General features: G+C 38.2%; 26 protein-coding genes and 1 tRNA gene. 13 read left to right on the top strand and 14 right to left on the bottom strand.

The window, feature by feature from the left end; genetic code table 11:
* Positions 1-106 precede the first annotated feature (106 nt).
* From ACZ1GV_RS06110 to seqA, 3 genes are all read right to left on the bottom strand, one after another.
* Entirely contained in the window at positions 107-2,593 is a 2,487-nt protein-coding gene (locus ACZ1GV_RS06110) for a glycogen/starch/alpha-glucan phosphorylase (RefSeq protein ID WP_472675693.1), read from the bottom strand.
* A 194-nt stretch (positions 2,594-2,787) separates the two neighbouring features.
* Complete coding sequence (gene pgm / locus ACZ1GV_RS06105) at positions 2,788-4,443, bottom strand: phosphoglucomutase (alpha-D-glucose-1,6-bisphosphate-dependent) (RefSeq protein ID WP_472675692.1); 1,656 nt, start codon at positions 4,441-4,443, stop codon at positions 2,788-2,790.
* Between the two features lie 10 nt (positions 4,444-4,453).
* Positions 4,454-5,086: a replication initiation negative regulator SeqA gene (gene seqA / locus ACZ1GV_RS06100; protein ID WP_472675691.1), complete on the bottom strand. Its 633-nt coding sequence runs from the start codon at positions 5,084-5,086 to the stop codon at positions 4,454-4,456.
* 184 nt (positions 5,087-5,270) lie between these two features.
* Between seqA and ACZ1GV_RS06095 the strand changes: the two genes are divergently transcribed.
* From ACZ1GV_RS06095 to fldA, 4 genes are all read left to right on the top strand, one after another.
* Positions 5,271-6,038, top strand: a complete 768-nt coding sequence (locus tag ACZ1GV_RS06095) for an alpha/beta fold hydrolase (protein ID WP_472675690.1) — start codon at positions 5,271-5,273, stop codon at positions 6,036-6,038.
* 114 nt (positions 6,039-6,152) lie between these two features.
* Positions 6,153-6,374 (top strand): DUF2788 domain-containing protein, encoded by a 222-nt coding sequence (locus ACZ1GV_RS06090; RefSeq protein WP_472675689.1) that lies wholly within the window; start codon positions 6,153-6,155, stop codon positions 6,372-6,374.
* Positions 6,375-6,659: a LexA regulated protein gene (ybfE, locus tag ACZ1GV_RS06085; RefSeq protein WP_210559516.1), complete on the top strand. Its 285-nt coding sequence runs from the start codon at positions 6,375-6,377 to the stop codon at positions 6,657-6,659.
* A 4-nt stretch (positions 6,660-6,663) separates the two neighbouring features.
* Positions 6,664-7,188, top strand: a complete 525-nt coding sequence (fldA, locus tag ACZ1GV_RS06080; protein ID WP_472675688.1) for a flavodoxin FldA — start codon at positions 6,664-6,666, stop codon at positions 7,186-7,188.
* Between the two features lie 132 nt (positions 7,189-7,320).
* Here the strand turns inward: fldA and ACZ1GV_RS06075 are convergent, their stop codons facing one another.
* On the bottom strand, positions 7,321-8,694 hold the full coding sequence (locus ACZ1GV_RS06075; RefSeq protein ID WP_472675687.1) for an SLC13 family permease: 1,374 nt from the start codon (positions 8,692-8,694) through the stop codon (positions 7,321-7,323).
* 194 nt (positions 8,695-8,888) lie between these two features.
* Between ACZ1GV_RS06075 and ACZ1GV_RS06070 the strand changes: the two genes are divergently transcribed.
* Positions 8,889-9,494, top strand: a complete 606-nt coding sequence (locus ACZ1GV_RS06070) for a hypothetical protein (RefSeq protein WP_472675686.1) — start codon at positions 8,889-8,891, stop codon at positions 9,492-9,494.
* On the opposite strand, the gene nagZ is transcribed toward ACZ1GV_RS06070, so the two are convergent.
* Positions 9,491-10,570 (bottom strand): beta-N-acetylhexosaminidase, encoded by a 1,080-nt coding sequence (nagZ, locus tag ACZ1GV_RS06065; protein WP_472675685.1) that lies wholly within the window; start codon positions 10,568-10,570, stop codon positions 9,491-9,493. The two genes, ACZ1GV_RS06070 and nagZ, sit on opposite strands and share 4 nt — an antisense overlap.
* A 151-nt stretch (positions 10,571-10,721) precedes the next feature.
* Between nagZ and ACZ1GV_RS06060 the strand changes: the two genes are divergently transcribed.
* From ACZ1GV_RS06060 to fur, 3 genes are all read left to right on the top strand, one after another.
* Entirely contained in the window at positions 10,722-11,828 is a 1,107-nt protein-coding gene (locus tag ACZ1GV_RS06060; RefSeq protein ID WP_472675684.1) for an energy transducer TonB, read from the top strand.
* A 107-nt stretch (positions 11,829-11,935) separates the two neighbouring features.
* Positions 11,936-13,366, top strand: coding sequence for a 30S ribosomal protein S12 methylthiotransferase RimO (rimO, locus tag ACZ1GV_RS06055; RefSeq protein WP_472675683.1), 1,431 nt, complete (start codon positions 11,936-11,938; stop codon positions 13,364-13,366).
* A 93-nt stretch (positions 13,367-13,459) separates the two neighbouring features.
* A complete protein-coding gene (fur, locus tag ACZ1GV_RS06050; RefSeq protein WP_472675682.1) occupies positions 13,460-13,888 on the top strand; it encodes a ferric iron uptake transcriptional regulator in 429 nt (142 codons plus the stop codon).
* 18 nt (positions 13,889-13,906) lie between these two features.
* Here the strand turns inward: fur and ACZ1GV_RS06045 are convergent, their stop codons facing one another.
* Both ACZ1GV_RS06045 and ACZ1GV_RS06040 read right to left on the bottom strand, forming a co-directional pair.
* Complete coding sequence (locus ACZ1GV_RS06045) at positions 13,907-14,536, bottom strand: MBL fold metallo-hydrolase (protein WP_472675681.1); 630 nt, start codon at positions 14,534-14,536, stop codon at positions 13,907-13,909.
* Positions 14,526-15,278, bottom strand: coding sequence for a substrate-binding periplasmic protein (locus ACZ1GV_RS06040; RefSeq protein WP_472675680.1), 753 nt, complete (start codon positions 15,276-15,278; stop codon positions 14,526-14,528). Before ACZ1GV_RS06040 ends, ACZ1GV_RS06045 begins: the two co-directional genes overlap by 11 nt.
* Between ACZ1GV_RS06040 and ACZ1GV_RS06035 the strand changes: the two genes are divergently transcribed.
* A complete protein-coding gene (locus ACZ1GV_RS06035; protein WP_472675679.1) occupies positions 15,277-16,101 on the top strand; it encodes a MaoC/PaaZ C-terminal domain-containing protein in 825 nt (274 codons plus the stop codon). The two genes, ACZ1GV_RS06040 and ACZ1GV_RS06035, sit on opposite strands and share 2 nt — an antisense overlap.
* Positions 16,102-16,177: 76 nt before the next feature.
* On the opposite strand, the gene rplT is transcribed toward ACZ1GV_RS06035, so the two are convergent.
* From rplT to thrS, 4 genes are all read right to left on the bottom strand, one after another.
* On the bottom strand, positions 16,178-16,537 hold the full coding sequence (rplT, locus tag ACZ1GV_RS06030) for a 50S ribosomal protein L20 (protein ID WP_208832356.1): 360 nt from the start codon (positions 16,535-16,537) through the stop codon (positions 16,178-16,180).
* Between the two features lie 16 nt (positions 16,538-16,553).
* Positions 16,554-16,751: a 50S ribosomal protein L35 gene (rpmI, locus tag ACZ1GV_RS06025; protein WP_343822038.1), complete on the bottom strand. Its 198-nt coding sequence runs from the start codon at positions 16,749-16,751 to the stop codon at positions 16,554-16,556.
* Positions 16,752-16,864: 113 nt separating this feature from the next.
* Positions 16,865-17,425, bottom strand: coding sequence for a translation initiation factor IF-3 (infC, locus tag ACZ1GV_RS06020; protein ID WP_210559527.1), 561 nt, complete (start codon positions 17,423-17,425; stop codon positions 16,865-16,867).
* Positions 17,426-17,503: 78 nt separating this feature from the next.
* Positions 17,504-19,414, bottom strand: coding sequence for a threonine--tRNA ligase (thrS, locus tag ACZ1GV_RS06015; protein WP_472675678.1), 1,911 nt, complete (start codon positions 19,412-19,414; stop codon positions 17,504-17,506).
* 257 nt (positions 19,415-19,671) lie between these two features.
* On the opposite strand from thrS, the gene ACZ1GV_RS06010 reads away from it, so the two are divergent.
* Positions 19,672-20,421 (top strand): pteridine reductase, encoded by a 750-nt coding sequence (locus ACZ1GV_RS06010; RefSeq protein ID WP_472675677.1) that lies wholly within the window; start codon positions 19,672-19,674, stop codon positions 20,419-20,421.
* 13 nt (positions 20,422-20,434) lie between these two features.
* Positions 20,435-20,635 (top strand): CPXCG motif-containing cysteine-rich protein, encoded by a 201-nt coding sequence (locus tag ACZ1GV_RS06005; RefSeq protein ID WP_210559530.1) that lies wholly within the window; start codon positions 20,435-20,437, stop codon positions 20,633-20,635.
* Between the two features lie 31 nt (positions 20,636-20,666).
* Here the strand turns inward: ACZ1GV_RS06005 and ACZ1GV_RS06000 are convergent, their stop codons facing one another.
* Positions 20,667-21,305, bottom strand: a complete 639-nt coding sequence (locus ACZ1GV_RS06000) for a riboflavin synthase subunit alpha (protein WP_472675676.1) — start codon at positions 21,303-21,305, stop codon at positions 20,667-20,669.
* Positions 21,306-21,509: 204 nt separating this feature from the next.
* Between ACZ1GV_RS06000 and ACZ1GV_RS05995 the strand changes: the two genes are divergently transcribed.
* Positions 21,510-21,586, top strand: a tRNA-Val gene (locus ACZ1GV_RS05995).
* Between the two features lie 166 nt (positions 21,587-21,752).
* Here ACZ1GV_RS05995 and ACZ1GV_RS05990 read toward each other — a convergent pair.
* Together ACZ1GV_RS05990 and ACZ1GV_RS05985 are read right to left on the bottom strand one after the other, a co-directional pair.
* Positions 21,753-22,526, bottom strand: coding sequence for a PEP-CTERM sorting domain-containing protein (locus ACZ1GV_RS05990; RefSeq protein WP_472675675.1), 774 nt, complete (start codon positions 22,524-22,526; stop codon positions 21,753-21,755).
* 168 nt (positions 22,527-22,694) lie between these two features.
* The gene (locus ACZ1GV_RS05985) at positions 22,695-23,582 is read right to left on the bottom strand and encodes a DMT family transporter (protein WP_472675674.1); all 888 of its coding nucleotides are present in this window, start codon (positions 23,580-23,582) and stop codon (positions 22,695-22,697) included.
* Between the two features lie 93 nt (positions 23,583-23,675).
* Here ACZ1GV_RS05985 and ACZ1GV_RS05980 point away from each other — a divergent pair, with 93 nt between their 5' ends.
* Positions 23,676-24,404: a substrate-binding periplasmic protein gene (locus ACZ1GV_RS05980; RefSeq protein ID WP_472675673.1), complete on the top strand. Its 729-nt coding sequence runs from the start codon at positions 23,676-23,678 to the stop codon at positions 24,402-24,404.
* Positions 24,405-24,407 lie beyond the last annotated feature (3 nt).

The following is a 24,407-nucleotide window of genomic DNA, read 5'->3' as shown; positions in this document are numbered from 1 at the left end:
AGTAAATACATAACAATCCGCTTGATTATATACGCGCAACACTAACTATTATGTATATAAAAATGCCCAGCATAAGCTAGGCATCTTTTAATCAAAACGTATAATTCTACGCGTTTTTAACTGGGTAAGGCTTAAGTTTCCAAATCCTATCAACATAGTCTTGGATTGAACGGTCAGAGTTAAATTTACCCATGTACGCCGTATTTAATATTGCACTTTTTGCCCAGCCACGTTTATCTGTGTATTTAGCATTTATTTGTTGGTGTGCTTTAGAATAACCATCAAAATCAGCTAAACATAAGTAAGGGTCGCCCCCTTCTAAAAGACTATGTTTTATTGAGGCCAGTTCACCAGGTTTGCCCGGTGTAAAGTAGTCTGTTTCAAACCAGTCTAGTACTGCTTTAATTTCTGGATTTCCATAGTAGTAGTCCCAAGGGCTATATCCCGCCTTATTCACCGCTTTAACTTCATCAACAGTTAGGCCAAATATAACCACATTATCATTACCAACCTCTTCAGCAATTTCAATATTTGCACCATCAAGCGTACCGATCGTAATTGCACCATTTAATGCCAGCTTCATGTTCCCTGTTCCAGAAGCTTCCTTACCGGCGGTTGATATTTGCTCGGAAACATCCGCCGCTGGTATCATTTTTTCTGCTAATGAAACTCGATAGTTCGGTAAAAATACAACTTTTAACTTGTTTTTAATTCTTGCATCATTATTGACCTTATCGGCTACTTTGTTGATGGCGTAGATTATATCTTTTGCCAATGCATAACCGGGTGCGGCTTTGGCACCAAAAATAAATACTCGAGGGTGCATGTCATAATCTGGGTTTTGTAACAGTCGTCGATACAACGCCATAATATGAAGTAAATTAAGGTGTTGTCGCTTATATTCATGCAATCTTTTTATCTGAATATCAAAAATAGCACTCGGATCGACTTCGACATTCGTCAGCTCTTTAATTACTTTTGCTAGCGCAACTTTATTATCATGCTTTATCGCCATAAATTCGTTTTGGAACGCTAAATCATCGGCTGATTTATCTAGATCTCTAAGCAACTCTAGGTTGGTCGGCCATTGATCACCCACAGTTCTATCAATTAGGTCAGACAAACTAGGATTGCAAGCCTTTAACCAACGTCTTGGCGTCACACCGTTTGTAACATTTGTTAATTTTTCTGGCCACAACGCATCAAATTCAGGAAAAAGGTCGGTTTTTACCAAGGCCGAGTGTACTTCTGCTACACCATTTACCTTGTTAGAACCGATAACACTTAAGTTGCCCATTCGCACCATACGTTCGTTGCCTTCTTCAATAATAGAAAGCTTCGTTTTCACTACATCATTACCCGGCCATTTAGCCTCGACTTCAGTAGCTAAAAAACGTTGGTTAATTTCGTAGATTATCTCTAAATGTCGTGGCAGTAGTTTTTCGAATAAACGAACCGACCACTTCTCTAATGCTTCCGGTAATAGCGTATGGTTTGTATAACTAAAGGTTTCTCGACAAATAGTCCATGCATATTCCCAGTCTTGTCCATATTCATCCACAAGAATACGAAGTAGCTCAGGAATTGCGATAGCTGGATGAGTATCATTTAATTGTACCGCTACTTGAGCACTAAAATGACTCCAGTCATCGTTATGCACTCTTTGATATCGTTTAATAATATCTTTTAGCGAACAAGCACTGAAAAAGTATTGCTGCATAAGGCGCAGCTCTTTACCGGCGTCTGTATCATCATTTGGGTATAAAACTTTAGATACTGTTTCCGCTTCTACATTTTCTTTATGCGCATCGTGATAGCCGCCAGCATTAAATACGTCCCAATTAAAAAAGTCTGATGCTCTAGACTCCCACAACCTTAATATATTAACGTTGGTGCCTTTGTAACCGACAACAGGAACATCCCACGGCACGCCTTTAATTACGCGTCCTGGATGCCAAACTTTTGATATTCCGCCTTTGTCATCAAATTTTGTTTCAACATATCCATAAACAGGGACTTCTTGAACACTTTCAGGGCGACAAATTTCAAATGGATTACCATATTCTCGCCAACTATCTGGGCGTTCAATTTGATGGCCATCTTGAAACTCTTGACGAAACAAGCCATGTTCATAATGAATACCATAGCCTACAGCTGGTAAATGCATTGTTGCCAATGAGTCTATAAAGCAAGCTGCCAATCGACCAAGACCGCCGTTGCCAAGGGCCATATCTTCTTCTTCGTCAACTAGCTCAGAAATGTCGACGTTCAAGTCATTCAGCGCTTGTTTCGCAACATCATATAAACCCAAATTATGAAGATTATTACCCGTTAAACGACCCATTAAAAATTCTAAAGAAAAGTAATGAACCGCACGGGTATCATTTTCAAAATACGTTCTTTGTGTTTGACTTAAACTGCTATGAACGTGCTCGTTTAGAGCCGAAGTCACGGCATCCCACCAACTACGATTAGTCGCTTTATTTATGTCTGTGCCATGCGTCGCATTTAAATGCTTAATGATAGATTCTTTAAATGTCTGCGCCGTAATGGCAGCAGTGAGAGGAAAATTCGATTTATTGTTATTCGCCATTTGAAATGCCCTGTTGTCTCCAGACTCAGCCTTATTTTACTAAATGTTCAGAATTTAATTCCGAATTGCTTGAGTTCAAGAATAGTCAAAATCTTGGGAAGGAATATATAGGTTAGGAGGTTTTTGACCAAGCTGATGGCCGGACTTTTTGCCCTACATACGTTTGCAGGGCAAAATTTGGCATAATATTAAAGTTATAAACCTTTGTTACTAAACGCGGCTGTGACTATTGATTGAGCTTCTTTTTCGATCTTTTCCAGATGTTCAAGACCTAAAAAGCTTTCCATATATATTTTGTATATTTCTTCTGTTCCAGAAGGACGAGCTGCAAACCAGCCATTTTGAGTAACAACTTTTAAACCACCAATAGACTCACTATTACCTGGGGCTTTTGTAAGAACAGAAACAATCTTTTCACCCGCTAATGTATCAGAAGTAATGTCTTGCGGAGCAAGCGAGCTCAAAACAGATTTTTGTGCTGCGTTTGCTGGTGCATCAATACGTTTGTAGTAAGGTTGACCGTGTTCTTTAACTAACATGTCATAATATTCTGATGGATTTAAGCCTGTCACAGCGGTAATTTCAGCCGCTAATAACGCTAAAATAATACCATCTTTGTCTGTTGACCAAACGTCGCCGTATCTTGTCAAAAAGCTCGCGCCAGCACTTTCTTCACCACCAAACATTAACTGGTGATTAGTTAAACCATCTACAAACCATTTAAAACCTACTGGTACCTCAACAACTTCTTTATTGTTGGCTTTAGCAACGCGATCAATCATTGATGTCGAAACCAAGGTCTTACCAATTTTAAGATTCTTATCCCATTCAGGACGTTGTTTTGACAAATAGTCAATACAAACCGATAAGTAATGATTTGGGTTCATTAACCCGTGCGTTTTGGTCACTATGCCATGACGATCATAATCGGGGTCATTTGCAACAGCGATATCAAATTTATCTTTTAAACCAATTAAGCTGGCCATCGCTTTTTCTGACGAGCAATCCATTCGGATTTTGCCGTCTTTATCCAATGACATAAATGAAAAAGTCGGATCGACCGTCTGGTTAACCATTTTAAGATCTATACCGTATTGCTCTTTTATTTGTGGCCAATATGCAATACCCGACCCGCCAAGAGGATCAACGCCTATGCTTACGCCTGCTTTCCTTATGGCTGCAAAGTTAATTACGCGCTCTAAACCATTTACATAATCTTCAACAAAATTTTGCTCTTTAACGTAACCTGTTTGCCAAGCTTGCGCGTATGGAAATAGTTTTACATCAAGCAAATCTTCAATGAGCAATTTGTTTGCTCTATCTTCAATCCACTTTGTTACTTTGCTATCTGCTGGTCCACCATGAGGCGGATTATACTTAATACCGCCATCTTGTGGTGGATTGTGCGATGGCGTTATGATGATGCCATCAGCCAAAAATGCGGGATGTGCTTTATTATGTTCAATGATCAGGTTAGATATTACTGGCGTTGGCGTATAACCTAAACCCTCTTGCACAATTACCTGCACTTCATTCGCCACCAGTACTTCGATCACCGAGGCAAAAGCGGCTTCAGATAAAGCGTGGGTATCAAAACCAAGATAAACTGGCCCCTCATAATGTTGCGCAATACGATATTCACAAATAGCCTGAGCAATTGCTAAAACATGGCTTTCATTAAACGTTGTATCTAACGCTGTGCCTCTGTGCCCCGACGTACCAAATGCGACACGTTGTTCCGGGTATTTTTCGATGTCTGGTTCATTTAGGTAGTAACAAGTCATCAACCTGGGTACATTGATTAAGTCTTCTGCGGTTGCAGGCTGTCCGGCTCTTGGGTGCATTGCCATCAATATTTCCTTAAATTAATTCTCTGAGCTTTTCTGCATCAGACTCAGCATAGCCTAACTGGCGAGCTACTTCGAAAATGATGAACTTTTTACGTGGCGTGTTGTTATTTGTTGTTACCCAATATTCGCTATTTGGTATTTGCTTAGGTTTAATACTACTACCACTTGCTTCCAGTTCGGATGCCGAAAGACCAAAGTAATTTCGTTCACGGCCCTTTATACTAAGAACATCTGTAAATGTATTCGTGTGCGCTCGATGAAGTTTACTCAATATAAAAAGAAAACGACCAACAGCCCCTTTTTGCGTAGCCACTTCTTCTTTATTCAATAAATTAAATACAGTTGTGTCTTTGCATATCACGGTATCATTTACACTTGGTGTAACGATTTCCTGCGGCTCTATAGTTGTTGAATCTATTTCGTTATTTTTTTCTTCTATATTTTTAGACTCGACAACCGCTGAGTTTTCACGTTTTAAAACTGCGATTTCCTCTGAGTTACTTTTTAAAGTCACTTCAACTGTTTTTATTTCTGCATGTTCCCACAGCAGTCGTCTTAATATATCGGAGGCACTTTCGCCAATTTTTTGCGTATTTGCGGCGATAAATTGATATAAATCATCGTCTATTTGAATAGTTTTCATAAAATCCAATCATTACTAATTATTATTTGATTCAAATGATCGTTAACGGTAGGCGTTAAAGAATGCCATCATTATAACCAGAATCAAAGCCGCTCTTAAACCCTAATTGCATTAATACGTGGTGTAAGGGAAAATAAAGATCAAGTATGGATGTTTTAACGAAAAATTTTTCAAGGCAGTGTCAATGACAATACATTTTCAAACCATAGGCGACGGCGAACCTCTAGTCATAATTCATGGTTTATTTGGTACATCTGATAATTTAAAAAGCGTCGCTCGAGAACTGTCTAACCAATTCAAGGTTTTCTTAATCGATGCTCCCGGCCATGGCGACTCAGATAGCGTCTCACCGCTTTCAATAGGCAATATGGCGACGGAGGTTGCAAATTTTATAACTGAGTTGAATATTGGCCCTGTCGCTATTTTAGGTCACTCACTGGGTGGAAAAATAGCAATGGAAGTCGCACTCACGAAACCTAATTTAGTGTCAAAGCTGATCGTTGCCGATATTGCGCCCGTTCAATATACAAGAAGACATGATGCAATTATATCAAGCCTAAAAGCCGTTCCGCTTGATAGCTTAACTAGTCGCCAGGAAGCTGATGCTATCTTGGCCGAACGAATTGAAGAACCAGGAGTACGCAGCTTTTTATTAAAAAGTTTAGTTCGAAACAAAGAGTCAGGTTCGGGCTGGAAGTGGCGTTTTGACTTGGAGCAGTTGTCAAAGGACTACGATGAACTTATAAAGGCAAATATCGTCGCTGAGTTTACTAAGCCGACCCTTTTTATAATTGGTAGTGAGTCAAATTATGTTACGCCAGATTATCGTCCGCACATAGTGTCACGCTTTCCAAACGTGCAGGCTAAAACTATTAATGGTGCTGGTCACTGGTTACATGCGGAACGTACAGTCGCATTTGTAAAAATATCTAGAGATTTTTTATCTCAATAGCTGAAATAAGATTGTAAATTTGTTAATATCCGCCGCCGTTTCGGTCAATAGAACTGAAATAGTGGTAAATCTAAAACACAGACCTAGGTTTTTGGTCATTTAAGGTATGAAGTAATGACACCAGAACAGTATGCAATTGCAGAAACAATTGGACTAAATTTGTTTTTTTTGGGCATTTTTGTGTTTATTGGCTTGGCGATACAAGATGTTTTGAAAAAAGGCGAAGTGCCAAAATTTGGCCGCGTATTTGTTTGGTTAGTTTTGTTCCTAGGTTGTGCGGGTTTTGTTGCGAAAGGAATTATTCAATTTTTTTGGGAAAGTAACGGTTTATCTTAAATGGCAAAAGCAACAATTGATAGAACGACTATTGACCTGTTTGCAACTGACAAACAAAGAGGCAGACCTAAATCTTCGCCTTATAGTCGTGAACAACAAATAAGAATTAATAAAAAAAATCAGCTTACCCGAGACAAACAAGCTGGTTTAAAAAGAGTAGAAATTAAATTACATCGTGAAATTTATGACGATGCAACAGTAATTGCTGAGCAGCGCGGTATAAGCCGTAGTGAGCTACTAGCAGAGTTAATAGAAGAATCATTAAAAAATTTATTAGAAGGTTAATCCGATGGCAAGCGTAGGCATCTATTTTGGAAGCGATACTGGTAATACAGAACATATAGCAAAGATGATCCAGAAAGAATTGGGCAAAAATCTAATTGATGTTCATGATGTTGCAAAGAGTACTAAGGAAGAAATTGCTGAGTACGACTTATTACTTTTTGGTATCCCAACTTGGTACTATGGTGAAGCTCAATGTGATTGGGATGACTTTTTTCCTGAGTTAGAGCAAATTGATTTTGATGGAAAGCTTGTTGCTATATTTGGCTGTGGTGATCAAGAAGACTATGCAGAATACTTCCTTGACGCTATGGGTATGGTACGAGACATCGTTGAAACTAAGGGCGCTATTCTATTAGGGCAATGGCCGACGGAAGGTTATGACTTTGTTGCCTCTAAAGGAATGGCAGATGCAGACCACTTTGTTGGTTTAGGAATTGATGAAGATCGCCAACCAGAACTAACAGAACAACGTGTTAAGCAATGGTGTGCTCAGATTCGTGAAGAAATGTGTTTAGACGAATTAGCCTAATTACGAATTAATCGCTTTAAAAAGTATTAAGCGTTCTTATTAAAGTAATAAAAACCAGCAGGTGATATAAGCACTGCTGGTTTTTTTGCATCTGGACACAGCTTTTCGATGAAATTGACACGTAAAAGAGGGTTACTGGATAAAGTAAACCACTGTGGAAACAATAAACGCTCCAATAACATTTAACCCAATACCTTTTTTGGCCATATCAGAAATTGTTAATTGTCCTGACGCAAATACAATACTGTTTGGTGCCGTTGCAACTGGCAAACAAAACGCGAAACTACACGAAATTACCGCCGGGATCATTATTAGTTCAATAGGAATCCCCTTCTCTATGGCCACGCTCGCTAATATTGGCATAAATAAAGTGGCAGTGGCTGTATTTGATGTTACTTCCGTTAAAAACGATAAACTTAAACATAATGACAACAATAGTAAAAACATCGGCAAAGCAAAAGCAGATGATAGCTGCTGTCCAATTAATTCACTAAGACCAGATGCTGCAAAGCCCTTTGCTAAACAAATACCGCTACTAAATAGAATAAGCATATCCCAAGGAATCGTTTTTGCTTGCTGCCAATCTAAAATCGGTTTGTCATCGTCACCTATTACAATGGCCATTAACATTGCTCCAAACAGCGCTATAGTCGCGTCGCCGACTTGGTCTATGCCTGTCAACTCTGCCCAACCGCCAAAAGGATGCTTCCTAAATATCCACATCATCGCAATGATAAAAAAGATTAATAACGCTCGTTTTTCGCTTTTTCGCCAAATTCCAACTTCTGGTAGCTCTAGTTTGTGTTGAAGTGAAATTCCGCGACTTAAATACAAAGCAACAACCGGAATTGTCACAATTACAACTGGAATACCGTATTTCATCCATTCTACAAAGCCGAACTCTTGACCAGCAAAGGTCTCGTATACTGATGCAAATATAACGTTTGGCGGTGTACCTATTAGTGTTCCCACACCGCCAATACTTGCTGAGAACGCTAGTCCTAATAGTAGTGCAACGGCAAAGTCTCTATTATTTGCTGACAGCGCAATTGCTGTGGCTACCGGAATTAAAGCAAGTACTGTTGCGGTATTAGATATCCACATTGACAAAATGCTACTTGCCACCATAAATGCAAATACTATTCTAAATGCACTGGTTCCACCGATAGCATTTATTATGCTAAAAGCAATGCGTTTATGAACACCAGAAGACTCTAACCCTTTTGCTAACAAAAACGCGCCGAGTAACAAAATAATTACATGACTTCCAAACGCAGACGAGGCTTGTTTAAAGTCTATAACTCCAAATGCAGGTAAAAACACAAATGGGACAAGTGAAGCAAATGGAATTGGTACCGCTTCTGTAACCCACCATATTCCAACCCAAACAGTTATTGCTAACGTTATGGCAATTTCTTTAGGTTGGCCAAGTTCAAGCGTCATAATGCCCGCGAAAACCGCTATAAGTGGCGCTAACCAAATTAAACTTTGCTTTTTTAAAAGCATTGATACTCCATTTTACTAAACTTCAAAAGCTGCCAATTTATAACATCCTCGGCTAAATAGTTATAGTTTCTGATTAATTTTTAGAAATAAACCACTATTATCATTAGATTTTATATTGATAAATAGTTTGTTTTTACACATATTAGATTAGTAATGGATCGGTTAATCTAATTATATAAATAAGGATAAAATTAATGAAAATTATTTACTTAACTTTCTTTTTGTTGTTTTTAAGTGCATGTGCTACTTCTCCTAATGAATCAGACATTGGTAAAACGACTTCTATAAATTATTTCCTAACTAAGAATGACACTAGTGTTTTTTATATCGGTGTTGTCGGTTTTGATGGAAAGCGTACCGACGGAAATGGTATTAAACCAGGCCCTCACATACTGTATTTAAGAGCCTTACAGTCCATAGATAACTCTACTGATAGAGTTCAAGAAGCGTTTTTGCCTATAAAAGTAAAATTGAACGAATCAGAACAACATTTACTACGTGCTTCAAATATTAAAAACCAAATTATGGTTTGGGTTGAAGACGATAAATCAAACTTAGTTAGCCAAAAGGTCCCTCTGCGCTTCGATAAAAACGATACTATAAAGTTAGAAGCGCCTGTTGACGACGGTATCGAGCGAATTGAAATAGTTACAAAACGCACCACACCATTTCAACTTTCAAGAAATGCGGCCTCGCAATGTACTTTCAAAAATGTTGTCGCTAAACTAAACAATACTCGCGACCCTTCAGTCGCTGGCAAGAAACTTCCAGACCGTTTCAACGTTGCACGTTGTAATTAAGATAAAATATCTGCCATAAGCTCTCTTGCTGAGCTTAAGTGTTGTTGGCTGTTCACTAATAGCTCGCTTTTATTTGGTTTTACTGGCGAGCTACCTCGATATCGGGATAATAATAGCGACAATGCAGATTTCGAAACTTCAACCTCTTTTGGGTCCACGCTTTTTAGAAATTGATCAACTTCTTCAGGTTGATTACAAATTAAAGTCACATCACAACCTGCTTTAATTGCTCTTGAGTATCGAGATTTATAACTAAGCTCCCCTTTTTCACTTTGCCCAGCACCTACCATTGATAAGTCATCGCTAAAAATACAACCTTCAAATCCTAACCTCTTTTTGAGGATTTCGCTAAGCCACATTGAGCTATAACCTACAGGCTTGCTATCAATTAGTTCAAAAATAATATGAGCTGGCATTATTGCATCAAGCATGTTTTGCTCTATGAGTTTTTTAAAAACACTCCCGTCGTTCTCAATAACATCAGCAAGATTTCTTTTGTCTATAGGTGAGTGAAAGTGTGAGTCTTCTTTTGTAGAACCATGCCCAGGAAAGTGTTTTCCAATTGATGGGAAATTTGCCTGTTTTAACCCCTCAATAAAGTAATTAGCGTACTTTAGGGTAACCGCTACATCTGAATGGAATGCTCTGTCTCCAATTACGTCTGAACCGCGCTCTAAATCTAGTACTGGAGCAAAGCTAAAATCGATATGATGAGCTTTACAGTCCATAGCCATCAAAAAACCGGCGCTATTTAGTGTAGTTCGAATAAATGAGTCATCATTTAACTTGTCATGTTTCACAAAATAGTCATAGAAGCACCCCATTGCTGGAATTTTAGTAAACTCATCTGTTCGAAAGCGCTGTACACGCCCCCCTTCTTGGTCTACTGAAACAACTAACTCTCCTCCTCTAATGTTTTTAATTTGGCTTATTAACTCTCGTAACTGTTTGCTGTTCGCAAAGTTTCTAGAAAACAGAATAACGCCGCCAACTAACGGGTGCATCAACCGATTTACTTCTAATGCACTTAAAGTCAGCCCCTGAATGCAAACTAATAGTGAGTTTTTTATATACAAATTACACCTATAATTTATTGATGGCTTAATAAAAATATAGTGTTAATCCTACGTAATTTACCTTGAATAGTACATATTTTATGTCAGACCCTACATTTGCAAAACCTTTTTAAATTCTTGATAATCTAAATTCAATAATTGAGGGAATAATATGAAACGCTTTTCACGCAAGGTATCAGGCCATATCCAAAAACTGAGTCCAATAGCTCTTTCAGTAGTATTCTCTATGCATGCGTTCGCAGGTTCAGAATTAAATATTCCAAACCCTGATATCAAAACAGCTCGTCTAGTAGAATCCGTTGTTAATGCAACACCAATCATACGCAAAGAGCCAGTTTACCCTTCAAGCGCAGTTAGACAGGGAAAAGAAGGATGGGTCCAGATGAGTTTTGTAATCGATACTGATGGAAGTGTAATAGAGCCAATAGTCATCGATTCTGCGGGAGACATTGCCTTTGAACGTGCAGCATTAAAAGCCATAAAAAAGTGGAAATACTCACCTGCTCAAAAAAATGGCGAGGCTATTCAACAGTGCGATTCGCAACTTCAATTTGATTTTTCATTGAATAATAATAGCGTGTCAAAACGGTTCAGAAAATTTTACGACAGTGCATTAGCTCTATTGGAAAACAAAGAGCTAAACAAATTAGAGATTGAATTATCAGAAGCTAAATGGGCAGAGACGTCTAACTTAACTGAGCTTACATGGTTTCACTATTTAAACGCAGAATACTATTTACTGCGGGGCGACAAAACCAATGAATTAAAACATCTATATAAAGCAACTCACAAGCCTAAATATGCAAATTACAGTGGCAGGTTACCCGAAGGTACGACCGTTCGTAATTTGCATCGGATGTTCATCTTAGAGTCTGAACAACAGCGCTTTAACGACGCTCTATACACTTTTAATAGCCTTGATTATTTAACGTCTGACCAAGCAAAAAACACAAAACAAGCATTAGCACCATACGCAGAAAACATTGAGCAATATATCGCCAGCGACAAACTAATTGTTCGTAACGTAAATCTGACTGAGTCTGGTACTTGGCGACACAGATTGTCTCGAAATTCTTTTGTAATTCAGAGTATAAATGGCAACCTAGATAAATTAGATGTTCGTTGCGATAACAAGCGTAATACTTTTACTGTCGAAGAAAATAATCAATGGGTAATCCCAAAATCTTGGGGTAAATGCCAAATTTTAGTTGACGGCAGCAATGGTGCAAGTTTCAAGTTAGTTGAGCTCAACAGTTAATACAGGTATTACTACTCAGGTTCCCTTCTATCCTGTATAATCTTGCGCAAATTCGGCAGGGCTATTCTAAATGCCCTGCTCGAACGTTCAATTAAAGAAGGCAAAGTATGACAGTCGAAAAATTCACTCCAAACAAAACAACAACGCTTGAAACTCCAGTTAAGGTAATTGCAGAGCAAAATAAAGCACAAGGTGCGGCTACGTTAACGGAAGGTCAATCTTTTGATGTAGGGAGTAAAATCGGTTTCATAAGTTTAGGCTGCCCAAAAAACTTAGTCGACTCAGAACGTATTTTAACTCAACTTCGCACTGAAGGTTATGAGGTGGTTAATACTTACCATGATTCAGACTTGGTTATTGTGAATACTTGTGGCTTTATTGATAGTGCCGTTCAAGAGTCTTTAGATACCATTGGCGAAGCGTTGAAAGAAAATGGCCGTGTTATCGTAACTGGTTGTTTAGGTGTTAAAGACGATGAAATTAGAGAGATTCACCCAAATGTATTGGCAGTTACAGGACCTCATGCCTATGAAGAAGTCCTTAATCAAGTACATGAGCACTTGCCGAAACCAGAACACAATCCTTTTGAAAACTTAATTCCTGATCACGGCGTTAAGTTAACTCCAAAACATTTTGCATACCTAAAAATATCTGAGGGTTGTAACCACAGATGTACGTTCTGCATAATTCCATCAATGCGTGGCGACCTAGTTAGTCGCCCAATTGGCGAGGTTTTATCTGAGGCGGAGCGTTTAAAAGCAGCGGGTGTTAAAGAGTTATTAGTAATCTCTCAAGACACTAGTGCTTATGGTGTAGATGTTAAACACAAAATGGACTTTTGGAACGGCATGCCGATTAAAACGGACATGAAAACATTGTGTGAAAAGCTTGGCGAAATGGGTATGTGGGTTCGCTTACATTACGTCTATCCTTACCCTTCCGTTGATAAAACAATACCGTTAATGGCCGAAGGTAAATTATTACCGTATTTAGACATTCCTTTTCAACATGCTAGTCCTAAAATTTTGAAGGCAATGAAACGTCCAGGACAAGCAGAAAGAGTATTAGAACGAATTCAAAAATGGCGAGATATTTGCCCTGAGATTGTCATACGTTCAACATTTATCGTTGGGTTCCCTGGTGAAACTGAAGAAGACTTTCAAATGTTGCTCGACTGGTTGGATGTCGCTCAATTAGACAGAGTTGGTTGCTTTAAATACAGCCCAGTTGAAGGGGCTAAGGCTAATGAGCTTGGTGGTGACGTTTCTGAAGAAGTTAAAGAAGAACGATATATTCGCTTTATGGAAAAACAACAAGCGATTAGTACCGCTAAATTAAAAGCACGTATTGGCACTACAATGAAGGTACTGATTGATGAAATTGATGAAGAAGGTGCTATTGGTCGTTGTTATGCAGATGCGCCAGAAATTGACGGTATGGTTTACTTAAATGAAGAAAAAGATGTAAAACCAGGCGACTTAGTTGATGTTTTAATAGAGCATTCTGATGAATATGACCTTTGGGGCCGTATCGCATAATTCATAACTATTTTACATTAGAACTGTTTTTACGGTTCTAATGTAGTCTGTTATGCGTATAATGAAATTAGAATTAATTAAAAGAAAAGCTTTATGAGTGAAAATGATCTTCAATTAAAAAACGCCGGATTAAAGGTGACTTCGCCCCGTTTAAAGGTTTTAGAACTATTAAAGTCTCTTAAAGACGAACATATCAGTGCCGAAGATTTATATAAGCTGATGTTGGAACACGAAGAAGAAATTGGTTTAGCAACTATTTATCGTGTCCTAAACCAATTTGACGATGCTGGTATTGTAACAAGACACCACTTTGAAGGTGGTAAATCGGTATTTGAACTTGCTAACAAAAAACATCACGATCATTTGGTTTGTTTAGATTGTGGTAAAGTTCTTGAATTTACAGATGATGTTATTGAAAAACGTCAAGACGATGTAGCAAAACGCAATGGTATTGAACTTACCAATCACAGCCTTTATCTATATGGTAACTGTGTTAAAAAAGAGTGCGAGAACCGCGACTAACGTGTTCTCGCTTGCATCTTAGTTGATGTACGGATTGTTTACCCTTTCATTCCCAATAGTTGATGTTGGGCCGTGTCCCGATAAGAACTGATAATCATCATCTAATGGCAACAGATTTTCTTTAATTGCATTTATTAATGTATCGTGATCGCCTCTAGGGAAATCTGTTCTGCCTATACTTCCTTTAAATAGAACGTCCCCTACCCAGCACCATTTATACTTATGGTTAATAAAAACAACGTGACCTGGAGTATGTCCAGGACAATGTAAAACTTGAAACTCTAAATTACCTACCGTGACTTTATCGTTATGAGACAACCATCGCGTTGGTTCGAAAGGTTTTGCCTCGGGAAACTGAAACATTCTTGACTGGTCAGATAACCTATCTATCCAAAAAATATCTTCTTGTTGTGGGCCTTCAATTGGCAAAGATAACCTTTCACTTAAATCTTTGGTTCCACCGGCATGATCAATATGGGCATGGGTAATTAAAATTTTCTCTGCAATCACGCCTAATGAATCTAACTTTGAGATAATGCGATCTACTTCTCCGCCTGGATCAACTATTGCTGCTTTATTAGTTTCAGTACAAATTATGATACTGCAATTTTGTTGAAACGGCGTCACTGGTAAAACTTCAATTTTCATTTATTCCCTCGAAGAACTCTTCTACAATTGCTTGATAACTACCTGATGATTTTACCTCGTTAAGGCCAACATTAAAAACTTCTATCAAATAATTACATTGAACAAACGATTTTGCACAAACTAAGTAATACGGCTCGGTATAAATTACTTGTTCATCAAGCAGTTCTAACTGCTCATTATCCTTTTTCGAAAAGTATCCAAGTAAATATTTAGCTAACGCTTTTTCAATTAAAATTACATCAAGCTCACTATTCAAAAGAGCTTTAATGCCCGTGTAATCAGATATTAGTTGTTCTGTGTTTAAATACTGTACATAGGAGTCAAACTGCGGACCATAACTCTGAATCCTCGATAAGCCTATTTTATAAGGTCGCAATTGGTCATAGCGTGTCCAATAGAAACGCACAGCCTTTCGAGCTAAAAAAACAAACTCAGCTTTGTAGATCGGTTGAGAAAAAAGCCACTTTTTCTCTCGCTCGTTATTTTTCTGCCACCAATAAGACAAGTGATGTTCAAGATCAACGGCTTGTTGCGCTTTCGTCCAGTTAGTAAAAATAAATTGAGGTTTATTATTACTATGGTCTAATGACTTGTGAACTATTTTTGATATAAAACCTGTCGAACTGCCTTCTTCCATAATGTAGGGAGGAGCAACTCCGGATGATATCTTGATAGTGTTAGTTTCGGCGTTTACTCGTATACTTAACAGAGTCAACAAGAATAAGGAAATAAACTTTATCATGGTTATTCAACAGCCACCTTTTTCATTCACTAAGTTAATTTATAGCGCAATTACACGAACCCCGCGTGAATTAGCACTATTTCAGCCTTTTGCTATTAGTGTAGATAACTTCTTCCCACATTATAAAGTTCTAAATGGTTTTGAGAGTTTATTTGGTTCTGTCGACCACCGTCCTAATTTTGTATTTAACGCGACGTTTCCACTGATGCTCCAATGTATTTGTCAAAGCAGTATCCCTTCAAATTTACTTGGATTAATCCATATCTCATCCGAAATAATCCCTTTAAAGAAACAAAACTGGCGACTGCCGTCGGTAGTCTCTGTTGAATTAATGTCAGCTACAGAAAATGAAAAAGGTATCCTTTATGAAATTAGAACTTCGGTTTGGCAGAATAAAGAACTTACTATCGTTAATATTAACAAGATGTTAGACAAGAATCGTTACTACAAAGGAAGCTCCGCTTCTGTATCACAAGACAATAACATATCGACGGAATTAGCAAGCTACAAGATTACACAAAAAATGGTTAGAAATTACGCTTCGATTTCTCGAGACTATAACCCTATTCACATCAGTAACTGGTTAGCAAAGCGGTTTGGTCTCAAAGGTGCCATAGTCCACGGCATGTACAACGCCCACTTAGCGATAAACGAAGTGATGTTAGAGGAAGACAATAAAAATGGATCACTATTGGTAGAATTTAATAAACCATGTTTCATACCCGCAAACATGGTTTTAACTAAAACCGAAGATGCCTACTCAATGTATTCTGCAGACCTATCAGAGCGTTTTGTAAAGATTAGCTTCAGGTCAGCTCAGTAAAATAGTGTTACATAAATCGAGAGCATTAAAAAAGGAAGCCTAGGCTTCCTTTCATCAAAATCAAATTTTGGCTTGATTAAGCAGCTAACGCTTCGTTTGCTTTAGTAACTAAAACAGCGAATGTTGCTTGGTCGTGAACAGCGATGTCAGCAAGGATCTTACGATCTACTTCAATAGACGCCTTTTTCAAGCCGTTCATGAATTTGCTGTATGACAAACCGTTTTGACGAGCCGCTGCATTGATACGAGCAATCCATAATTGACGGAAAACACGTTTCTTTTGACGACGGTCACGGTATGCATATTGACCTGCTTTTGTTACAGCTTGGAATGCTACGCGGTAAACACGTGAACGTGCTCCGTAATAACCTTTAGCTGCCTTTAGTACTTTTTTGTGACTCTTGCGAGCTTGTACACCACGTTTTACTCTTGCCATTATTCAGTCTCCTCTCTTAAGCGCCAGCTAACATACGATCGATCAACGGCTTATCTACTGAAGAAACCATTAACTTGCTACGTAAGTGACGTTTACGCTTAGAGCTCTTCTTAGTCAAAATGTGACGTAAGTGAGACTGTTTACGTTTGTAACCACCAGAGGCAGTCTTTTTAAAGCGCTTTGCCGCGCCGCTATGAGTTTTCATTTTAGGCATTGCCTAGACTCCGCATTGTTAGAGTGTTAATTAAAATGGTATTAAGGCGAACTGGTTTGTCGAAACTCACCAATTACTTGTTAAAGGCCTTACCTACCGACTATTTTAAGAGCTTAGTTGCTCTTAGTTGGTGCGAGTACCATGATCATCTGTCTACCTTCAGCACGTGAAGGGAAAGATTCGCACGTAGAAATTTCTTCTAAATCCGCTTTAACACGTCTTAGTAGATCTAGTCCGATATCTTGATGAGCCATCTCTCGACCACGGAAGCGGATAGTGACTTTCGCCTTGTCTCCAGCTTCAATGAAGCGACGCAGGTTGCGTAGTTTTACCTGGTAATCGCCTTCATCAGTTCCAGGACGGAATTTAATTTCCTTAACCTGAATCTGTTTTTGCTTCTTCTTTTGCTCTTTTTGAGCTTTACTCTTTTCGTATAGGAATTTGCCGTAGTCCATAACTTTACAAACAGGTGGCTCAGCATTTGGACTGATCTCTACAAGATCCATTCCTGCTTCAATTGACGCTGCTAATGCTTCTTTAATAGAAACAACACCTAAAGGTTCACCTTCAACGCCGACTAATCGAACTTCTTGAACGGTAATTTCTTCATTTAACCTGTTTTGAGCAGCCTTCTGGCCACGTTTGTTTTGCGCTCTAATGGCAAAATCCTCCAAAAAAATTATAAATAAAGCATCGCGAGTCGTTTTCTATAATTTTATACTCATTGCGATGCTCGATATTAGTTACGAATATTATTCGTATTTGCTCACTACTTCATTAAATTGTGCGATAAAGTCATCGATTGGCATAGAGCCCATGTCGTCACCTTTTCGAGTTCGAACTGCAACTTGTGCCGATTCTTTCTCTTTTTCGCCAACAACCAACATAAACGGAATACGCTTAAGAGTGTGCTCACGGATTTTAAAGCCTATCTTCTCATTTCTCAAGTCCGAAATGACTCTAATTCCACTTTGTTTCAGCTTTTCTTCCACATTTTTCACATATTCGGCCTGTGAATCGGTAATATTCATAATTACTACCTGTTTTGGGGCCAACCATGTTGGAAGAAGACCGGCGTACTCTTCAATCAGAATTCCAATAAAGCGCTCTAACGAACCTAAAATTGCTCTGTGGATCATAACTGGTGTTTTACGTTCGTTGTCTTCACCAACGTAAGTTGCACCTAAACGACCTGGCATAGAGAAATCAACTTGAACCGTACCACATTGCCAAGCACGACCTAAACAGTCATGTAATGTGAATTCAATTTTAGGACCATAGAATGCACCTTCACCAGGTTGCAAGTCATACTCTAATTCATTTGCTTCTAACGCATCAGCTAGTGCTTTTTCTGCTTTATCCCAAATTTCATCGCTACCTACGCGCTGTTCTGGACGCGTAGAAAGTTTAATTGATACATTTTCAAAACCAAACGTTTTATATGTATCAAAAACCATTTGAATACAGCCAATGACTTCTTCTTGAATTTGCTCTTCAGTACAGAAGATATGAGCGTCGTCTTGAGTAAAGCCACGAACACGCATTAAACCGTGTAATGCACCAGATGGCTCATTACGGTGACAACAACCAAACTCAGCCATACGCAATGGCAAGTCTCTGTAGGACTTTAGGCCTTGATTAAAAATTTGCACGTGACCTGGGCAGTTCATTGGCTTGATAGCATATTCACGGTTTTCAGAACTTGTAGTAAACATGTTGTCTGCGTACTTGTCCCAGTGACCTGATTTTTCCCACAAGCTTCTATCCATCATTAATGGACCTTTAACTTCATCGTAGTTATATTCAGTTAACTTGCGACGAATAAAGCGCTCTAGTTCAGTATAAATAGCGTAACCATCGTTATGCCAAAATACCATGCCTGGCGCTTCTTCTTGCCAGTGGAATAAATCTAACGCTTTACCGATTTTACGGTGATCGCGCTTCTCAGCTTCTTCCAAACGCTTTAAATAACCCTTAAGTTGCTTTTTGTCAGCCCATGCTGTGCCGTAAACACGCTGTAACATTTTGTTATCAGAGTTACCGCGCCAGTATGCACCAGCCACTTTCATCAGTTTAAAGTGTTGGCAAAACTTCATGTTTGGAACGTGAGGACCACGACACATGTCGATGTATTCTTCGTGATGATATAAGCCAGGTTTGTCCGACTTATCAATATTCTCATCTAAGATTTGTAATTTATAAGTCTCGCCACGCGCTTCAAAAGCGTCACGAGCTTCTTGCCAAGAAACGGTTTTCTTAACAACTTCATAATTCGTTTTTGCTAATTCAAGCATCCGCTTTTCAATAGCAGCAATATCGTCTTGAGACAAAGAGTGATCAAGGTCTACATCATAATAAAAGCCGTTATCAATAGTAGGACCAATTGCCATTTTTACATCTGGGAACAATTGCTTAATCGCATGCCCTAATAGGTGCGCACAAGAGTGACGGATAATTTCTAGTCCATCGTCGTCTTTGGCCGTGATGATTTGCAATTTAGCATCTTCGGTAATTAAGTCTTTTGCATCAACGCGGTTGCCATCAACAACACCAGCTATGGTCGCTTTTGCTAAACCAGGGCCAATGTCACCAGCAACATCAAGAACAGAAACAGCATGATCAAACGAGCGTTGACTACCGTCAGGAAGAGTAATAACAGGCATTTTATTTCCTTAGTACAGTGGCGGCGCCTACAATGCGTCGCTTATACATTATAATTTATTAAGAGTTGGCATGTTAAACGGTTACAATCCGTTTAAACTAGAGCCCAGAGAGTGACATAAGTCTAGCGCGAATGTTATTTTATCTAACATAAGATCTCAAGCCAGATACCTGCTTTTATGTAGATAAATTTAAGCCAGTACAGAGTTTCCTCCGTACAGTTTCCATAAATTGAAAGTTAATGACACAGAGAATACAAATGAAGAGTAAAAATCTTGCCGTTTTAGTCACAGGGGCAGCAAAAAGAATTGGAAAACAAACCGCGACTTTACTTCACAAAAATGGATATAACATTGTCGTTCATTGTAATAACTCAACTGATGCTGCTGATTTATTTGTTCAGGAACTAAATACAATAAGACCAGATTCAGCAAAACGTGTTGCGGCTGATATTACTAACTTTGAAGAATTGGAGTCATTAGCACAACAGTCTATTGATGCTTTTGGTCGATTAGATATGCTAGTTAACAACGCTTCGTCTTTTTACCCAACAAAAGTTAATGACGTGACTGAATCAGTTTGGGACGACTTAATGGGTACGAATTTAAAAGCCCCCTTCTTTTTAATTAAACACCTACAAGACGAGTTAAATAAAAATAAAGGTAACGTTGTCAACATGGTAGATATACATGCTGATAGACCGCTTAAAGATTACCCGGTTTATTGCATGGCAAAAGCCGGATTAGTGATGCTGACAAAATCGCTTTCTAGAGAATTAGCACCTAATATTAGAGTAAATGGTATTGCACCTGGTGCGATACTCTGGCATGAAAATGATCTATCTGAGCAAGACAAGCAGCAAGTCTTAAGCGAAATAGGTTTAGCTAGGCTGGGTTCTCCCGAGGATATCGCTGAAGCCATATTATATATGAGCAAAGCTTCATACGTTACAGGACAGATTTTGGCTGTAGATGGCGGCCGCAGTATAAATGGGGGAAGTAAAGCCTAATTTAGGAAGGCTTATGGACACATTTACAAAAACTATAGTATGCCCACATTGTGGGCATCATGTTAGCTTTGAATTCGATATGAGTAATGGCGATCAAGATTATTATGAAGATTGTGCTGCATGCTGTAACGCAATTCACTTAAATACTCATCTAGATGAGATCCGCCAGAAAGTAGAACTAAAAGTTGATGCTGACGATGAACAAATATATTAAAAAAAGTAATTTACATTACCTAATTTGACTTTTAGTTACTATATCGGTTTTGTGATTTAAGATAACGCTCTACTGTTTGTACCGTTGTATAAGTTTGTTGATCAACTTCGATGTTGATTTCACTGCCTATTTCATAGTTACCTAAATTTGTTATGGATAGTGTCTCTGGAATTAAATGCAACGCGAAACTATTCCGGCTAACATCACCGACGGTTAAACTACAACCATTCACACCGACAAAACCTTTATGTAAAATGTACTTCATCCAGCGCTCATCGAGGCTTAGTGTCAACTTAACGTTATCTTGCGTTGTTTCAATATTTGTTAACAGTGCCGTGGTATGAATATGTCCAGACACTATGTGTCCACCAATCTCGGTTCCAAATGTAACACTTCTTTCAAAATTAACCTTATCGCCTTGCTTTAAGCTGCGCAGGTTAGTTTTTTCTAGTGTTTCATCTATGACATCAAAATAAACTTGCCCAACTACATCTGACAATTGATTTTCATATTTTGTCACCGTTAAACAAACGCCATTGATGGCAATACTCGCTCCTATATTTAAGCGCTCTAAAAACTCATTGCCGACAGATAGACAGATGCTTTTAAACGTATCATGACCAGTAATTCCTATTACTGTCGCTTTTGTTTGAACAATACCAGTAAACATTATTAATACCCTTTATCGATGAGGCCCTACTATATAAAAGATTTGTCCATGATCCTAATTCGTTTGACAGGTATACGTCGTTAACGCTTTTAAATTCACTAATTTGTTGGGAAATTAAGCAGTTGATTTAAATTTAGAATAAAACGGCTTGCACTTATTAACATCGTTGTTTAGCATACAACGGTCTTCAAGACACTTCTTTATACAACCGTAGCTCAGTTGGTTAGAGCACCACCTTGACATGGTGGGGGTCGGTGGTTCGAATCCACTCGGTTGTACCATCATTTTCAAGCACTTACTTCTCTTTCAGCATAAACAATCAATTAGTTCACGATTCTTCATATTCTGATGTTTTATATCTACTCGCTTTATTATGTATTTTAAACATAAAAAAAGGGCTACCTAAGTAACCCTCTATCTATCTAACTATTTATTTTTTACAACGGTTTAGCTATTTATACGACGTCCCATCGCGATAAGACCTAGCATCAAAATAGCAAACGAACTAGGCTCTGGAACATCAACACTTTGCGCAACAACACGTATTGCTGTTCTAGACACCTCTTGATTCCCTCTGTATGCAGCTAACGCAAACGTATATTCGCCAACAGCATTTGGATCAAAAGAGCTAACGTCCGTTGGTACAGTTATAAACGGTGACGGAGTGCTTAAAAAGTTAAACATTAAGTTTTGTGAAGATTGGTTTCGAGATATATCCGCAAGATTAGATCCCGGGAAAGTAGCCAGTGCACTATTAATATCTAAAATGCCATGATCTGATTCTTCATTTGCTACCGAGGGATTAAAGTCATATAACAAACGGAAATCAAAAATGGAAAAATCAGAACCTTCGACATTGATATAGTAGTCAAAATTCCAGCTGCTCCCCATTAACGACGAGCCATTTGGGATACTAGCTCCAATTGGTGCGTAATATGTGCCTGCACCGTCAGTACTCACAAGACTGCTATTGTAGCGACCGTGAGCTTGTAAGCCTAACGTAATTATTACGCCAGAATCTCTACAACGCGTAGTACATATTTGCTCTATGTATGAGGTAATTGCCACATTATCGTTACTAATACCAGACCCACCAAAAGTTGCATCTGGTAAATTACCAACACTGTCATATTCTATATCAATCGGACCAGCATAAGCCTTGTTAAACATACTCAAAGATAATAAAGCACCGACAAATATTACAGCTATTCTGTTATTCACTAAACGCCACTCCTAAACTCGATTTCATGATTTAACGTAAAATCAAGCAATTATCGCTCCATTTCATAACAAACTGAATTTAATAGAATAAACCTTGGCTAGGAATTAATCTGTAAAATTATCTGACAGAATACGCCTTTAATTACTACGTCACGGAGTGCTTAAACATTAATGCTGTTTCTTTTTCACGTTTTGAATCAATAATCCAATGACAATAAAAAGTAACCCCAAAACTGTTGATATAAATATCTCTTCACCGACTATAAAGTGAAGTAACAATAATGAAATAAAAGGTGAGATAAATATTAAGTTGCTGATCATTGATGTATTTTCTGCATATCTCATTGCCATTAACCAAAAAACAAAGGTAACCCCCATCTCAAAAACACCTACGTATACTGCTGCTAGGATTGAGGTGCTAGTAATATCATTAAAACCATAGAGGTATTGAGTCAGAGGTACTAACCAAATGGTGCCAAACAAAAAACATAGACATACCGATATTATTGGGTCAGTTTTTATTTTTGTGTTCAGTATCCAATAACTAGCCCAAAGAAAAGTAGAAATTAATGCCAACGCCACCCCTATTCCGTCAGTGAACGTCAAGTCAAGCAGTTGCCCTTTTGTCGCTATAACTAAAACACCCAAGTATCCTAAACCACACGCTAACCAATCTTTTACTCTGATCTTTTGGCCTAAAAATATAGCGCTCATTAAAGTTAGTGCTATAGCCCATGTATAGTTTAAAGGTTGTGCTTGAGAGGCTGGTAGACGATCATAAGCACTAAATAGAACCAAGTAATAAGCAACAGGGTTTAGTAAAGAAAACAACGCAAAACGTTTCCACTTGGTTTTTAGAATAATTAAAAGCTCTTGCTGTCGTTTGGTTAACAGTATAACTACAAACAAAATCGTAAATGACGACACGGAGGCAATAGTCAATAATTGCATTGGTGACATTGAGGATAATGCTAACTTAAATGCTGTAGCAACAGTTGACCACAGCAAAACTGCGATTAACGCGTATTGAATTGCTCTGTGTTGGTTTTTTTCCATGTGTATTTAACGATAATATGTCTTAGTAACTGGCGAGATTATAGATAAACGTCTATTAATTAAAGATAGTTTTTTTAATGGGTTATCTACATTTTGTTTACAACAAAACGACAAGCACTTTTTATATCCATCATCCTTTTATTATTTACCTTTAATGTCCACGCTCAAGTTAGTCAAATAAGGATAGTTACTGAGCATTTACCTCCTTTTCAGATCGGTAAGGACAACCGCTTAGTTGGTGGAAGCGTTGGTAACGAAATAAATAAATTGCTTAGAATAGTATTACCCGATCACAGTATTGAAGTTATGCCGTGGGCTAGAGCTTACAAGGTCGCTTTAAACAGACCTAATACAATTATATTTTCAATAGTTAGAACTCCTGAACGAGAAGACAAGTTTATTTGGATAGGCAAAGTGGCTGATGTTTCAACCGAGCTCATTACATTAAAAGACAATGCACTTGAGCCTGTTAAATCTTTAAGTGAGTTACGGAATATCCAAATAGGAGTCAAAAGGCAAGATGCCGTGGCTGACTTTTTAGCGAGTGAAGGCTTTCTATTTGGTGATCAGCTAGTAGAAATTGTGAATACATTTTCTACTATGAAAATGTTAGAAAAAGAACGCATAACCGCAATTCCTTCTAATAGGTTAATTACCGAATATTATTGCCAAACAACAGGGTGTAATACCACCGACTTTAAAACTATATATGTATTTAAACAGCTATCCGAAGAGTTTTACTTAGCAGCAAGCAAAGGGACTGATCCCATGCTCATTAAAAGGCTTAAAGAGGCATTTTTAATGCTAAATTTACCTCTTTAATGC

The sequence above is a fragment of the Psychrosphaera sp. HA2-10 genome, assembly GCF_055693745.1.
This window is presented reverse-complemented; position numbering and strand designations above follow the sequence as displayed.

Excerpts from the sequence above, each read along its gene's own strand:
- ACZ1GV_RS06090 (WP_472675689.1), top strand. The coding sequence starts at position 6,153 with ATGACACCAGAACAGTATGCAATTGCAGAAACAATTGGACTAAATTTG.
- ACZ1GV_RS06000 (WP_472675676.1), bottom strand. The coding sequence starts at position 21,305 with ATGTTTACTGGTATTGTTCAAACAAAAGCGACAGTAATAGGAATTACT.
- rpmI (WP_343822038.1), bottom strand. The coding sequence starts at position 16,751 with ATGCCTAAAATGAAAACTCATAGCGGCGCGGCAAAGCGCTTTAAAAAG.
- thrS (WP_472675678.1), bottom strand. The coding sequence starts at position 19,414 with ATGCCTGTTATTACTCTTCCTGACGGTAGTCAACGCTCGTTTGATCAT.
- ACZ1GV_RS06040 (WP_472675680.1), bottom strand. The coding sequence starts at position 15,278 with ATGATAAAGTTTATTTCCTTATTCTTGTTGACTCTGTTAAGTATACGA.
- ACZ1GV_RS06070 (WP_472675686.1), top strand. The coding sequence starts at position 8,889 with ATGAAAATTATTTACTTAACTTTCTTTTTGTTGTTTTTAAGTGCATGT.
- ACZ1GV_RS06095 (WP_472675690.1), top strand. The coding sequence starts at position 5,271 with ATGACAATACATTTTCAAACCATAGGCGACGGCGAACCTCTAGTCATA.
- ACZ1GV_RS06005 (WP_210559530.1), top strand. The coding sequence starts at position 20,435 with ATGGACACATTTACAAAAACTATAGTATGCCCACATTGTGGGCATCAT.
- pgm (WP_472675692.1), bottom strand. The coding sequence starts at position 4,443 with ATGGCAATGCACCCAAGAGCCGGACAGCCTGCAACCGCAGAAGACTTA.
- ACZ1GV_RS06110 (WP_472675693.1), bottom strand. The coding sequence starts at position 2,593 with ATGGCGAATAACAATAAATCGAATTTTCCTCTCACTGCTGCCATTACG.
- ybfE (WP_210559516.1), top strand. The coding sequence starts at position 6,375 with ATGGCAAAAGCAACAATTGATAGAACGACTATTGACCTGTTTGCAACT.
- ACZ1GV_RS06035 (WP_472675679.1), top strand. The coding sequence starts at position 15,277 with ATGGTTATTCAACAGCCACCTTTTTCATTCACTAAGTTAATTTATAGC.
- rimO (WP_472675683.1), top strand. The coding sequence starts at position 11,936 with ATGACAGTCGAAAAATTCACTCCAAACAAAACAACAACGCTTGAAACT.
- fur (WP_472675682.1), top strand. The coding sequence starts at position 13,460 with ATGAGTGAAAATGATCTTCAATTAAAAAACGCCGGATTAAAGGTGACT.
- ACZ1GV_RS06045 (WP_472675681.1), bottom strand. The coding sequence starts at position 14,536 with ATGAAAATTGAAGTTTTACCAGTGACGCCGTTTCAACAAAATTGCAGT.
- seqA (WP_472675691.1), bottom strand. The coding sequence starts at position 5,086 with ATGAAAACTATTCAAATAGACGATGATTTATATCAATTTATCGCCGCA.
- fldA (WP_472675688.1), top strand. The coding sequence starts at position 6,664 with ATGGCAAGCGTAGGCATCTATTTTGGAAGCGATACTGGTAATACAGAA.
- ACZ1GV_RS06060 (WP_472675684.1), top strand. The coding sequence starts at position 10,722 with ATGAAACGCTTTTCACGCAAGGTATCAGGCCATATCCAAAAACTGAGT.
- ACZ1GV_RS06010 (WP_472675677.1), top strand. The coding sequence starts at position 19,672 with ATGAAGAGTAAAAATCTTGCCGTTTTAGTCACAGGGGCAGCAAAAAGA.
- ACZ1GV_RS05985 (WP_472675674.1), bottom strand. The coding sequence starts at position 23,582 with ATGGAAAAAAACCAACACAGAGCAATTCAATACGCGTTAATCGCAGTT.
- ACZ1GV_RS06075 (WP_472675687.1), bottom strand. The coding sequence starts at position 8,694 with ATGCTTTTAAAAAAGCAAAGTTTAATTTGGTTAGCGCCACTTATAGCG.
- rplT (WP_208832356.1), bottom strand. The coding sequence starts at position 16,537 with ATGGCAAGAGTAAAACGTGGTGTACAAGCTCGCAAGAGTCACAAAAAA.